At 62.4% G+C, this 12,890-nt stretch carries 10 protein-coding genes; 8 read left to right on the forward strand and 2 right to left on the reverse strand.

Features of this window, described 5'->3' with window-relative positions; genetic code table 11:
- Positions 1 to 46: 46 nt before the first annotated feature.
- The 8 genes from GYH35_RS12335 (at position 47) to GYH35_RS12370 (ending at position 10,749) form a co-directional block, all read left to right on the forward strand.
- Positions 47 to 1,579: a tannase/feruloyl esterase family alpha/beta hydrolase gene (locus tag GYH35_RS12335; RefSeq protein ID WP_161828549.1), complete on the forward strand. Its 1,533-nt coding sequence runs from the start codon at positions 47 to 49 to the stop codon at positions 1,577 to 1,579.
- Positions 1,564 to 2,709, forward strand: coding sequence for a CapA family protein (locus tag GYH35_RS12340; RefSeq protein ID WP_161828550.1), 1,146 nt, complete (start codon positions 1,564 to 1,566; stop codon positions 2,707 to 2,709). Before GYH35_RS12335 ends, GYH35_RS12340 begins: the two co-directional genes overlap by 16 nt.
- On the forward strand, positions 2,706 to 4,703 hold the full coding sequence (locus GYH35_RS12345; protein WP_161828551.1) for an alpha/beta hydrolase domain-containing protein: 1,998 nt from the start codon (positions 2,706 to 2,708) through the stop codon (positions 4,701 to 4,703). The genes GYH35_RS12340 and GYH35_RS12345 overlap by 4 nt, the downstream gene beginning before the upstream one ends.
- A 17-nt stretch (positions 4,704 to 4,720) precedes the next feature.
- Entirely contained in the window at positions 4,721 to 6,043 is a 1,323-nt protein-coding gene (locus GYH35_RS12350) for an MFS transporter (protein ID WP_161828552.1), read from the forward strand.
- A gap of 3 nt (positions 6,044 to 6,046) precedes the next feature.
- Positions 6,047 to 7,438 carry an MmgE/PrpD family protein gene (locus GYH35_RS12355; RefSeq protein ID WP_161828553.1) on the forward strand — a complete coding sequence of 464 codons (1,392 nt, stop codon included), beginning with the start codon at positions 6,047 to 6,049 and terminating at the stop codon, positions 7,436 to 7,438.
- Between the two features lie 149 nt (positions 7,439 to 7,587).
- The gene (locus tag GYH35_RS12360) at positions 7,588 to 9,795 is read left to right on the forward strand and encodes a CHASE domain-containing protein (RefSeq protein ID WP_161828554.1); all 2,208 of its coding nucleotides are present in this window, start codon (positions 7,588 to 7,590) and stop codon (positions 9,793 to 9,795) included.
- 85 nt (positions 9,796 to 9,880) lie between these two features.
- Positions 9,881 to 10,372, forward strand: a complete 492-nt coding sequence (locus tag GYH35_RS12365) for a hypothetical protein (protein WP_161812133.1) — start codon at positions 9,881 to 9,883, stop codon at positions 10,370 to 10,372.
- A complete protein-coding gene (locus tag GYH35_RS12370) occupies positions 10,369 to 10,749 on the forward strand; it encodes an MbcA/ParS/Xre antitoxin family protein (RefSeq protein ID WP_161828555.1) in 381 nt (126 codons plus the stop codon). The genes GYH35_RS12365 and GYH35_RS12370 overlap by 4 nt, the downstream gene beginning before the upstream one ends.
- Here GYH35_RS12370 and GYH35_RS12375 read toward each other — a convergent pair.
- Both GYH35_RS12375 and GYH35_RS12380 read right to left on the reverse strand, forming a co-directional pair.
- On the reverse strand, positions 10,746 to 11,432 hold the full coding sequence (locus tag GYH35_RS12375) for a response regulator (protein WP_161828556.1): 687 nt from the start codon (positions 11,430 to 11,432) through the stop codon (positions 10,746 to 10,748). The genes GYH35_RS12370 and GYH35_RS12375 overlap by 4 nt on opposite strands.
- Before the next feature lies 1 nt (position 11,433).
- Entirely contained in the window at positions 11,434 to 12,816 is a 1,383-nt protein-coding gene (locus GYH35_RS12380) for an ATP-binding protein (protein WP_161828557.1), read from the reverse strand.
- Positions 12,817 to 12,890: the final 74 nt, after the last annotated feature.

Here is a 12,890-nt window from a genome sequence, read left to right on the forward strand (position 1 = left end):
TCTGTTTACTTATGGAGAGGCGAGAAATGTTTGCAGTGGGGGTGGCATGAAGGAATCGGTTGCGGCGCTGCTGATCTCAGTCGTCACAGTGAGTGGTGTGCATGCGGCCGATCGTTCATGCACGGCGCTGCAGGCGCTGACGTTGAAAGACACGAAGCTCGAGGCGACGTTCATCGAGCCGGCGCCGCAATGGACTGTGGAGAACGACACGCTCACGCGCGGCGCGGTCGCTGTCAGCGAGCCGTTCTGTCGAGTGCAAGGACGCATCGAGAAGGAGATCGAGTTCGAGGTGTGGTTGCCGGCTCCGTCACGTTGGAATGGCAAACATCTCGGTGTCGGTAACGGCGGTTACGCGGGCTTCATCAACTACAGCTCGCTCGCCCATGGGCTCAAGCGCGGCTACGCGACGGCGTCGACGGATACGGGGCACAAAGGCGGCCCGATGGACGCATCGTGGGCTCTCGGCCAACCGCAGCGCATCGAGGACTACGGCGGACGAGCGCAACATCTCACTGCGGCTGCGACCAGGCAGATTCTCAAGGCGTACTACACGCGACCCGCGCGCTATTCGTATTTCATGGGATGTTCGAATGGCGGTCAGCAGGGGCTGACAGCGGCGCAGAGATATCCCGAAGACTACGACGGCGTCGTCTCCGGCGCGCCCGGCACGAGCTTTCCAGATATGTCGACGTACGTGATGCTCAGCGGCCGTGCGAACGGCGCTGCTGCTCCGGGTCGATTGACACAGCAGGACATGGAGTTTGCGGTCGCGCGCATGGTTGCGTCGTGCGACAAGAGTGATGGCGTCGAGGATGCACTCATCGAGCATCCGCCCTCGTGCAAGTTTGATTTTGCGTCCCTGGCGTGCACGGGCGCAGAGCAGGGCCAGTGCTTGAGTAAGGCGCAAGTGGAGAATCTGCGCGGCTTGTTCTCGCCATTGAAGGATGCGACGGGCAACGAGATTTATCCGCCGCCTGCGATCGGCGCAATGTTGCCCGCGTCTGAGCTGGAGCGCCGAGGCAAGCTCGGCGCGGACATGTATCGATACGCGGTGTTTCAGGACAAGAACTGGGATCCGGCGTCGTTCGTCCTGGAACGGGACCTGCCTATCGCGCGCGAGCGACTGAAGGCGTTGATCTCCGACAACGTCGATCTGGCTCCCTTCGCAAACCGCAACGCGCGCTTGATTCTGTATCACGGTTGGGACGATTCGGGACCGTCACCCTACAACAGCATCAATTACTACGAAGCCGTGCGACGCAAAGTCGGCGAACAGAAGACCGAGGGCTTCTTCCGCCTGTTCATGGTGCCCGGCATGTATCACTGTCGCGGCGGGCCGGGGCCGAACAGCTTTGGCAACGCGGGCGATCCGCCAGTGCTGGATGCTCAGCACGATGTGTTGATGGCGCTAGAGCAGTGGGTTGAGCGAGGAGTCGCGCCGGAGCGAATCATCGCGAGCAATGTGAAGGCCGCGCGCGTGGAGCGTTCGCGACCGCTGTGTCCCTATCCGAAAGTGGCGCGCTACAAAGGCGCGGGCAGCATCGATGACGCCGAGAACTTTTCATGTGTAGCGCCGTAGTGGATTCGGACGATGTGCTGATCTATGCCGTCGGCGACATCGGTCCCAGTCGGCCCGACCCGGACACGCTGTTCGATTACGTGCGGCCCACGTTGCAGCGGGCGGACGTTGCGTTCATGCAGCTCGAACTGCCGATCTCAGAACGCGGCGCGCGCCTGCCACAGGTCAGGCATACAGATCGCAGCCCGAAAGCTGCGGCGCCCGCACTCCGGCGAGCGGGCTTTACCGTTGCATCCATGGCGGGCAATCACTGCATGGACTGGGGCGCCGACGCGATGTTCGACACCGTCCATGCTTTGCGTGAGAGCGGGCTGAGCGTTGTCGGTGTCGGGGCGAACATCGCCGAAGCGCGCAAGCCGGTCATCGGCGAAGTGAAGGGGCGTCGCGTCGCCTTTCTTGCGTACAGCTCCATTCTGCCGATGGGATTCTGGGCTGAAGAGAATCGTCCGGGCTGTGCGCCGATGCGCGCATGGACGATTTATGAGCAGGTGGAACATGACCAGCCGGGCACGCCGTCTCGAGTTCACACGTTCCCCAATCGCGACGACCTCAAGGCGCTCACCGACGACATTCGCAAGATCCGCAAAGAGGTCGATTTCGTCGCAGTGTCTCTGCACTGGGGCATTCACTTCATTCCAGGTGCGATCGCCGACTATCAGCGCGATGTCGGTCACGCGGCGATCGATGCGGGCGCCGATGTGATCCTCGGGCATCACGCGCACATCCTGAAAGGCGTCGATGTCTACAAGGGCAAGCCCATCTTCTACAGCCTGTGCAACTTCGCGATGGACTTGCATATGGACGAGAAGCACGCGCGCAGCAAGGGATTCAGGGAGATTCAGAAGCTGCATCCGGAGTGGGAGCCGAACTTCGACATCACCTACAACTTCCCGCCGGATTCGCGGCATAGCGCCATCGTGAAGTGCGTTCTCGCGCGAGGCGAGCCGGCACGCATCAGCCTGCTGCCCGTGTTCATCGGGCCGATGTCGCAGCCGGAGATCCTGAAGGCGAGCGATTCGAGGTTCGAGGAGGTGCGCGCCTATCTCGAGCGTCACACTGCGAGCCAAGGACTGAATGCACGATACGTCGTCGCGGGCGACGAACTGCTACTCGAGGCGATGGACGAATGAAGTTCGCGACGCTTGCACTTGGGATGATGCTGGCGTTCACGGGGCTGGCCCGCGCTGAGTTGGTCGAGCTCGAAGTGAAATCCCTCGAGCCGGCATTTGCCGGTCGAACGTTTGGTTCCACGGGCGCGTATGAACTGATTCGCGCCGTCGCTCACTATCGAGTCGATCCGTCCGCGCCGGTCAACGCCGGCCTCGTGAATATTCAGAAGGCGCCGCGCGATGCCCAAGGACGTGTCGAGTTCGAAGCGGACGTGCTGATCCTCAAGCCTGTCGATCTGGCGAAGGGCAATGGCCGCATGCTGTATGAGATGGTCAACCGCGGCCGCCCGCTGAGCATAGGATTATTGAATCGCGTAGCGCCAGGCGCGGGCCGAGGCAGCTTCAGTGCGGCGCCGGAAGCAGGCGATGGCTTCTTGATGGATGCCGGCTTCACCCTCGTGATGAGCGGCTGGCAGGCGGAGTATCCGCTACAAAATGCTCCGCCGATGTCCGTAGCGTTGGGCAGTCGCCTGCCGCGTCAACCGAACTCGGCAGCACTCAGTGCCCGGTTGCCGACGGCCGCTGGCGTCACTGCGATGACTCGAGAACAGTTTTTCGACGTAGGCGCAGAGGGTGCCTTCATCGGCTATCTCTCTTATCCAGCTGCGGACGTAAACGAGAAGGGCACGCTGACGATGCGCGAGCGCGATGCGGATCCTGCCGTATCGCCGGCAAGCCTTGCGTGGCGATATCTCGATCCGTGGCGCATCGAAGTGACCAAGCCCGCGGGCACGAGCGCCGGCGCGTTGTTCGAGTTCGTCTACCGGGCCAAGAACCCAGTGGTCTATGGGCTGGCACTGGCATCGATGCGCGATCTGGTCTCCTATCTGAGATACAGCGATGCGGAGGGCAATCCGCTTCGGTCGGCGATCAAGAAAGTGATCGGCCTCGGCGCTTCCCAGACGGGCCGAACACTGAAAGAGCTGCTCTCTGAATTCAACGAAGACGAGTCCGGCCGCGTCGTGCTCGATGGCGCCAACATCGTGATCTCCGGCGCGGGCCGCAACTCCGTCAACTCCCTGTTCGCGCGGCCGGGTCTCAAGGACGCACAACATACGAGCTGGGGATTGCGTGGCGATGAGTTTCCTTTCAGCTATCCAGTAACTCGCGACGCGCTGAGCGGTCGCACCGATGGCGTGATGCGTCGTTGCTCGGCCACGCGCACCTGTCCTCGCATCATTCATATCGACTCGGAGAACGAGCTCTGGCACGGCGGCACGCTCACATACGTGGATACGAGCAGCCGTGACCTCACGATGCCTGACAGCGTGCGCGTGTATGTGTTTGCGGGCACCGAGCATACGTCGACGCCCCGTCCCGGCATGAGCCCACCATTCTGTGCAGCTCCAGCGCCAGCGAGGATTGATTGGAGCGTCTTCGCGCGAGCGCTATTCACGGCGTTGGATCGTTGGGTGACGAACGATGAAGCACCGCCGGCCAGTCGCTATCCCACCGTGGCGCGAGGTGAGTTGGTGGCGAAGTCCGCGTACAACTTTCCTAAGTTGCCCGAGGCCACGTACGTCGGCGCGTTCTCCGCGAAGCATTACTACGATTTCGGCCACGAACCGCCGAAGCGGGTCGGTTCCTATCCGTTGCTCGTGCCGCAAGCGGATGCGGACGGATTGATGATCGGAGGTATTCGTCATCCATTCGTCAGCGTGCCGCTCGCGACCAACGCGGGATGGAACGTGCGTAAGCCGGGCTTCGGCGAAGGCGATCTGTGCATGGCGACGGGACTGCACGTGCCTTTCGCCGCGACTCGGCAAGAGCGCATGGAGCGCAAGGATCCACGCTTGTCGATCGAGGAGCGCTACGCCTCGCGAGATGCGTATGTGCAGTCGGTGAAGCAGGCCGCCCTAGCACTGGTGAAGGATCGTCTGCTATTGCCAGCCGATGCAGACGCAATCGTTGCCGAGGCGGGCGACCAGTATCAGAAGGCGCTCGCGCGTCGTTGAAGCAGTCGGAGAGCGGCGTGGACATTCAGAAGCGCGTTGAACGAAAGCTGATGCTGCACGTCGCGAGCATCGTGTTCCTGCTGTATTTCTTTTTCGCCATCGATCGCGTCAATATCGGCTTCGCAGCGCTGCAGATGAACGACGCGCTGGGCTTGAGCGCGGAAGTGTTCGGCTGGGGCTCGGGCCTGTTCACGCTGGCTTATCTGCTGTTTCAGGCGCCGAATGCCGAGTTGCTGCGGCGTCTGGGGGCAAGTCGTGGCTTCGCGATCATCGCTTGCGCGTGGGGCCTGGTCTCCACGTCGACCGCCTTCGTGCCGGATCAGTTCTGGTTCCTGGTGAATCGATTCGCGCTCGGCATGGCGGAGGCCGGCTTCCATGCCTTCATGATTTACTACATCAGCCGTATTTTTCCGAAGCGCGTGCGCGGCTACGCAGTAGGCGTGAGCTTCGTCGCCGTGCCATGTTCGATGATCGTCGCGTCGCCGCTGTCGGGCGCATTGCTGGACGTGGACTGGGCGAGCTTGCACGGCTGGCAGTCGCTCTTCATTCTCGAAGGGGGGCCGTCCGTGCTCATGGGGCTGCTGTGTCTGAAGCTGATTCCCGATACACCCGCCGATGCGAAGTTCCTCAATGACGAAGAACGCGCCTGGCTCATCGGTGAGCTGAGCCAGGTCGCCGACCAGTCGGAGCACACCGGCGCCCTGCGCAACATCCGCGAAGCGGCCTTCAATCCCATGGTATGGGCGCTGGGCTTCGTGCTGTTCACGATGGTGCTGGCGATCAATGTCATGACGATCTGGATGCCGCTGATGATCCGGCAGGTGTCGGGCGCCGGAAATCTCGCCGTCGGCGCACTCAATAGCTTGCCGTGGATTACTTTCAGCATCGGCTGCCTGATCGCCGGCCGAAGCTCGGACAAAGTAAAGGATCGAGCGACACCCTTGCGGATCTCGGTGGCGATTGCCACGTTCGGATTCTTTTGCTCGGCAGCGCTGCAGGAATCGAGTACTGCGTTCGCGTTCGCCGCCTTCTTGCTGGCTTGTCTTGGCGCCGGTGGAGCCCAAGGCGTGTTCTGGGCGCTGGCCATGCAATTGTTGGAAGGGCGTGCCGCCGCGGCGGCGTTCGCGATGATCACCGTCGTCGGCAGTGGCTCCGGCGTTTTCGCGCATCCGTTGATCGGCAGCTTGCACGATTCCACCGGATCGTTCGGCGGCTTGGTGTGGACGCTCGCCGCCTTCTACATCGCCGCGCTCGCGACCCTCCATTGGATCTCACGCGCGCGAACACCCAACAATCCTGACGATGCTTCCAACGGGCTACAGCCCGACGCTGCCAAGTAACCGATGACAGATTCGATCTCCCATGCGCTAGCGGCCTTCGTAGCGGGCACCCGCTACGAGAATATTCCTCAGCACACTCGCGAGATGGCGAAACGTTGTTTGTTGGATGGCTTGGGCGTGTCGCTCGCAGCCACCGGACTGGCGCCTGTGTGCCGTCCGTTCGTCGACTTCGCAGTGGAGCAGGGTGGTCGACCGGAGAGCACCGTGTTCGCAACGGGCGCTCGGGTGCCCGCGGCGATGGCGGCGTTCGCAAACGGCGCTCTTGCACACGCATTGGACTTCGAAGATGCGCATGATCGAGCGCTCTTGCATCCGAATGCGCCGACGATTCCAGCGGCGCTGGCCGTGTGCGAAGCCTTCGCTCCCATCGACGGCAAAGAGCTGATCGCAGCGCTCGCGGCCGGTTGCGACGTCGCGTGTCGCATTGGGCTCGCACTCCGGGTGCCGCTGGATGAGTATGGTTGGTATCCGCCTCCGATCATCGCTGCGTTCGGAACGACTGCTGCCGTGGGCCGGCTCTTGAGGCTCGACGAATCGCAGCTGACGGATGCCTTCTCACTCACGCTCTGCCAGGCGACCTGCAGTGCGGAGCTGAAGTTCAGTCCGCACTCTCACATTCGGGCCGTACGCGATGCATTCCCCGCGCAGATCGGCGTGACTTCCGCATTGCTCGCGCGCAAAGGAGTGAAGGGGTTCGATCGCCCGTTCGAGGGCCGAGCGGGCTTCTTTGCGTTGTATGCGAGAGGAGCGTATGAGCCCGAGGCGTTGACTCACTCGTTGGGTGAGCGTTTCGAAATCGATGACATTGCCTTCAAACCTTGGCCGTCCTGTCGCGGAACGCATGTTTATATCGAAGCAGCGGCGCAACTCGTCCGCGAGCACCGGATCGATCCGAACAATGTCGCCAGCGTGCGGTTGATCGGCAGCCGTCTCAATCTGATGTTGGCGGAGCCTGTCGTTCAGAAGCAGCGGCCGGCGACGGCCATCGATGCGAAGTTCAGTCTGCCGTTCACAGTGGCGACAGCGATGCATCGGGGCACTGTGACGCTGGATGATTTCACTGACGGTGCGCTCGGCAACGGGGCCGTGCTCGACCTCGCGAGTCGCGTGCATTTTGCAGCCGATCCCACGCGCTCGGCGACCGCCGGGGCCGATGTGTTACGCGGATCGGTGGAGTTGGAACTGAAAGACGGCAGGCGAGTGAAACTCGAGATCGACGAACCGTCCGGCAGTCCCCAACGCCCCGCATCGGACGCGGCGCTCATTGCAAAATTTCGCGACTGTTGCCAGCGGGCGCGCTCGCAACCCAGCGCTGTTACGATCGACTCGTGGGTCGAACGAATCATGACGCTGGAAAGTTGCACGGACGCGGGCGAGATCGCGCGTTCGCTTTGACCGTCACTGCGTTGCCCTTAGCCGCAGGCGGGCGATGCGTGGACCCCACAATCGTATTTCTACCCATGCGGCATCGTGCTGCCCGGCGATAGTGTCGGCCGTCAGGGGACGGTGACCAGGAGCCGATGAGCGTACGGGACGGGCAATTCGTGCCTGGTAGGTTGGACCATCCACAAGAACAATCTCGTTCTGGATGGCTGTTTCCAGGGGCGGTCGCGCTAGCCATCCTCGGGCTCGGGGCCGCGGTGACGGCGGCGTTCGCGCTGTCCATGGATGAGGCGGCACGCACTCTCACATTGAGCACGCTGGAAGAACGCGCCTCTCACAGTCAGCACGCCATCGAGGATCGATTGATGGCCTGTGAAGCGATGCTGCGCGCCGGCGCAGGTTTCATCGACGACGCCTGGCCTATTACCGAACAGCAATGGCGACGTTTCGCGCGGCCGCTGAACCTGGGCCAGGTGTTGGGCGGAGTGCAGGGATTCGGGTTCACGGCAGTCGTCAGCAAGTTGAGTCCCGAACAGTTGCACGCTTTTCCCATCGAGCTCTGGAGCAATCCGGCTGGCCGCGACGAGCACCCGCAGACCGCGATTATTTTCCTGGAGCCGCAGGACGAACGGAACAAGCAGGCCTTGGGCTTCGACATGGCCAGCGAGGCCGTGCGCCGGGTCGCCATGGAGCGGGCCCGCGACGAGCAGATCGCGGCGGTGTCGGGCAAAGTGACCCTGGTGCAGGAAATCGACTCCAAGCCGCAGCCGGGCTTTCTGATGTATGTGCCGGTCTACCAGCGCGACTTGCCCACATCCTCGGCAACCGAGCGACGCGCGGCGCTGATCGGCTATGTCTATAGCCCATTCCGGGCCGGCGATTTCATGGAGCACGTATTCGAAGGCGATCCGCGCGACGTGGAGTTCGAGCTGTATGACGATCGGCAGCCGAACGCCGGCGCGCTGCTCTATCGACGCGCTCCCGATGATCCCAACGTCGCCGAGTCGATGTACGTCCTACGCGATGTCGTCGTTGGCGGGCATCGCTGGACGCTGCGTGTGGCAGCCACGCCAACGATGATCAGGAAGAATCAGGTCGTGCCGGTGTGGATCGTCTGGATCGTCGGCGCGTGCGGCTCGTTGTTGTTGAGCAGCCTGGCGTTCGCGATGGCTCGCAGCCGGCACGTGCTGCATGAACGGGTGCTGGCCGACCAGCGTTTGCTGGAACAGGAGCGGGACGCGGCCACGATTCTGGAGAACTCGCTCGAGGTGTTCATCGTCATCGATGCCGAGGACCGGATCCTCGAATGGAACAAGCAGGCGGTGCAGACCTTCGGCTGGACCAAGGTCGACGTGCTCGGCCGACGGCTGGCCGAGCTCATCGTGCCGGAGAGCCTGCGTGACGCGCACGTCGATGCGATAAAGAATTTTCATGTTCGCAGGCACACTGTGCTCGGCAAGCGGGTGGAGATGCCGGCGCTGCGACGGGACGGCAGCGAAATCATCGTCGCCATCTCGATTGCATCCACCCTGCGCCGTGGCCAGACGGTGTTCTTCGCGTCGCTGCGGGATATCACGGCGCGATGCCAGCAAGAAGAACAGGTGAAGCTGCTCAATGCGACGCTCGAACAACGGGTGAGCGAGCGTACGCAGGAATTGGAAACGGCCAATCGCCGCCTGGAAGCGGCATACCGGGATCTCGAAGCATTCACTCGCAGTGTGTCGCACGACTTGCGCGCGCCGCTGCGGGCGATCAAAGGTTACGCATCGTTGCTCGGCGAAGATCTGGGCACGGCCAGCGCGCCACGGATCCAGCGCCACATGGATGCGATCATGGACACGACCAAGCGCATGGACGCCATCATCGACAATCTGCTGAAGCTTGCCTCGGTGAGCCAGCGCGAGTTGCAGACTCAGCAGCTGGAGCTCGCCGATCTGATGCGGCAGGTGGTGGAGGAGGTGAATCCGCAACCGCCCGCCGAAGTGCACATCGCGTTGGCGTCCGAATGTGTGCGCGCCGATGCGGGCTTGCTCACGCTGGCGTTGCGCAACTTGATTTCGAATGCGGTCAAGTTTTCGCAGACCCGGCCCAATCCCGAGATCTGGGTGGGCGCCACCGAAGTCGAGGGCGATCGTGCTTATTTCGTCCGCGACAATGGTGTTGGATTCGATCCGCGCTATGCGCCACGCCTGTTCGGCGCCTTTCAACGCCTGCATTCCGAGCGCGAGTTCGAAGGCACGGGCCTGGGCCTCACCATCGTGAAATCGGTCATCGAAAAGCACGGCGGGCGTGTGTGGGCCGAGTCGCAACCCGGCGCGGGCGCGACGTTCTATTTCGTGCTGCCCGAGTGCCGGCCGGCCGCGGCCTGAACGGAGTCGAATCCGCGAGGGTCGCGGCCGGGCGCATATCCCACTATGATCGACCTTATGGAATTTGGAGGGCGGTCGAGTCGAAATGACGGATGGAGCAGCGGCAGGGCGGGAAACGGAGTTCCTGCGGCAACTCACGGAAGTGGTCCGGACGGAATCCAGCGACGGCGCCAGGCTGGTCGCGAACATCGCGGACAATCCTATTTGCCGGATCTCGGTGGATGCGGCGATTCCGTGCGTCATGCTGGTGTGGGGGCGCTACGCCACCAGCGCGCAATTGCGCTTCGTCCAGGAATGCGCTCTCGACCTGTTGCGACGGAATGCTTTACACAAAATTCTGGGTGACGACAGCGCGCTCGCGGTGATTCCGGCCGACGATCAGACCTGGCTTCGCGAGGACTGGTTGCCCCGCGCCCTGAGCGGCGGCCTGAAGGCGGTGGCGAGCAAATGCCCGAACGGATTTTTCGGCAAGCAGTCCGTCGCGAATGTCATGTCGCGAGCGCCGCGTGGGATAGCGATGCGCTCGTTCGAGAACCTCGATGAGGCCAAAGCGTGGCTGCAGACCGTGCAGATTTGAAGCAACTGTCCCCGGCCTTGCTGACCAAGGCGGTGTTTCGAGCCGTCGATCAGCTCAACATGACAGAGAATTTATCTTCGCTGTTACATATGTCGGCCCACGAAGCGGCCCAATTGCGGGCGGGCGAACGCGTGCTCGATCCGCAGCGGGAAGAGTGGCAGGGCGCGCTGCAAGTCGTCGGCCTGTTTCGCACGATCGTGGAAGTGCTGGGATCGGTGGAACGGGCGAAGGCGTGGCTGGGTACGCCGAATGAAACATTGGGCGGCCGGCCTGCCGACCTGCTCGGCACACCAGACGCCGAGCGCGTGCATCGTTATCTCAATTCCGTGCGCAAACACGAGCTGCGCATGCCGCCGCCGGTGAGACGCGAGCACTAGAGCGTAAAGCGGTAGCCCACGCCGTAGATCGATTCGATCAGCTCGTCGCCGGGATTCGCCTGCTGCAACTTGCGGCGCAGGTTCTTCACGTGACTATCGACGGTGCGATCGGTCACCACTCGATGATCCTCGTACAACGTATTCAGCAGCTGCTGACGCGAGAACACGCGGCCGGGCGACGCTGACAATGTTTTGAGCAGCCGAAACTCCACCGGCGTGAGATCCAGCGTCTGGCCATTGAGTGTGGCCTTGAACTGCGCTTCGTCGATCTTCAGCTTGGATTCGACCTGCGCCTGCACCTGTTGCGGACTCCGGCGCAGAATCGCCTTCACTCGCGCGACGACTTCGCGAGGGCTGAACGGTTTGCAGATGTAATCGTCCGCCCCCAGCTCCAGGCCCAGCAGTCGATCGATCTCTTCGACCCGCGCCGTCACCATGACGATGGGAATGCTGCTGAACGCGCGCACGTCCTTGCACACTTCCAAACCGTCGCGACCTGGCAGCATCAGATCGAGCAGCATCAAATCGAAATGCGCTGACTTCAGTGCGGGCACGACTTCGCGACCGTCGCCGATCATCTGCGTGCAATAGCCCGCCGAGGTGAGATAGTCCGCGAGCAGTTGCGCGAGCTTGGGCTCGTCCTCGACGATGAGAATTCGCGTTTGCGGTGCGCCGTCGCTCATGTCAGACCTTCAACGTACGCAGTAGCGGCAGTCGAATGCTGATCAGCAAACCGCCCAGAGGCGCAGCGCTCGCCGTGATCGTACCGCCGTGAGCCTGGACGATGTTGGCACAGATGGCCAGGCCCAATCCCGCGCCGCCGTGCGAGCGATTGCGTGAAGCCTCCGCACGCACGAATCTTTCGAAGATTCGGGGCAGGATATCGGCCGGCACGCCAGGCCCGGAGTCCTCGATTTCAATGAGCACCTCGCCATTGGTGTTCCGGCAAGCGACTCGCATGGTGCCATCGGCTTGCGAGTAACGCGCGCAGTTCTCCAATAGGTTGTTGAACAGCTGCTGCAGCCGGCCTTCATCGCCATTGATCATGGCCGGCGAATCGATGTGCGTTTCCACTTTGAGTCCGCGCTCGGCCAGCCGTTGCTGGAAGGCTGCGAGCGTGGAGTGCAGCACCTCGCCGATATCCACATCGGTCATGCGATAGCTGAGCGCGCCGATGTCGGATAGCGACAGATCGTAGAGATCGCTGACCAGCTTGTTGAGCGTCGCAACTTCCGATTGCAGGGACGCCAGCGTCTCGGGCGTCATGCTGCGCACCCCGTCTTCGATGGCTTCGAGCTCGCCTTTCAGCACAGACAGCGGCGTGCGCAACTCGTGCGAGACATCCGCCATGAACGAGCGACGCAGCTGCTCGTTGTGGGCCAGCGCCTGGGCGAGCCGGTTGAAGTCTTGCGACAGTCCGCCGATCTCATCTTTCGACGTCACGGGAATCCGGACGGTGTAGTCGCCGCTCGCGAGATTGTGAGTGGCCGACGCGATTCTTGTGAGCGGCGTCACCAGCAAGCGCGACAACCACCATGCGGCCAGCGCCGCGATCAGAACGGTGCCGAGGCCGATCAGCCAGTTCTGCGTGAGCTGACGCTTTTGGAAACGCACGTCGGCGGCGGCCGTCGCCTGCTGATAGGGCACGAGCGCCAGCCAGCCCACGGTCTTGCCTTCGACCTCGATCGCCCGCATCGGCGCGCCGGGCGTCAGAGTGCGGTTGCCGATGACGATTTCCTTGTCCGCATCGAGCAGCGTCATTCGCAGCTGCACGGCGGTGAAGTCGACTTCGGAAAATTGCGGCGGGCCTTCGCGACGCGGACGAGTGTCGAGCAGGCGGTACCAGGCACGGGGATTATGGTTCAGGAACTTCCAGCTGCCCTCGTTTTTGTAGGCTTCGGCCAATCGGGGAACGACCGATTCGACATAGGTCGTGCTCTGCTCATTGAGATAGCCGATAAAGCCGCGCGTGAAGCTGATGCGCGCGGACACGCCCATTGCAGCCACGGCTGCAATGCTGATCGCCACCAGGACCAGGAATAACTTGGTCGAAATGCTCCATTTCATAGGGCGTCATTAAGGCCCGCCGGGCGGCTTCCGGCAAGGCTTGGGGGCCAACTCCACAAAGTCTTCAATTTTCC

This window comes from Steroidobacter agaridevorans, assembly GCF_009932555.1.
Lineage (GTDB): Bacteria > Pseudomonadota > Gammaproteobacteria > Steroidobacterales > Steroidobacteraceae > Steroidobacter > Steroidobacter agaridevorans.

What these genes read in the sequence shown, in the direction of transcription:
- GYH35_RS12345 (WP_161828551.1), top strand. Translation starts at nt 2,706, where the DNA reads ATGAAGTTCGCGACGCTTGCACTTGGGATGATGCTGGCGTTCACGGGG.
- GYH35_RS12365 (WP_161812133.1), top strand. Translation starts at nt 9,881, where the DNA reads ATGACGGATGGAGCAGCGGCAGGGCGGGAAACGGAGTTCCTGCGGCAA.
- GYH35_RS12375 (WP_161828556.1), bottom strand. Translation starts at nt 11,432, where the DNA reads ATGAGCGACGGCGCACCGCAAACGCGAATTCTCATCGTCGAGGACGAG.
- GYH35_RS12340 (WP_161828550.1), top strand. Translation starts at nt 1,564, where the DNA reads ATGTGTAGCGCCGTAGTGGATTCGGACGATGTGCTGATCTATGCCGTC.
- GYH35_RS12355 (WP_161828553.1), top strand. Translation starts at nt 6,047, where the DNA reads ATGACAGATTCGATCTCCCATGCGCTAGCGGCCTTCGTAGCGGGCACC.
- GYH35_RS12335 (WP_161828549.1), top strand. Translation starts at nt 47, where the DNA reads ATGAAGGAATCGGTTGCGGCGCTGCTGATCTCAGTCGTCACAGTGAGT.
- GYH35_RS12380 (WP_161828557.1), bottom strand. Translation starts at nt 12,816, where the DNA reads ATGAAATGGAGCATTTCGACCAAGTTATTCCTGGTCCTGGTGGCGATC.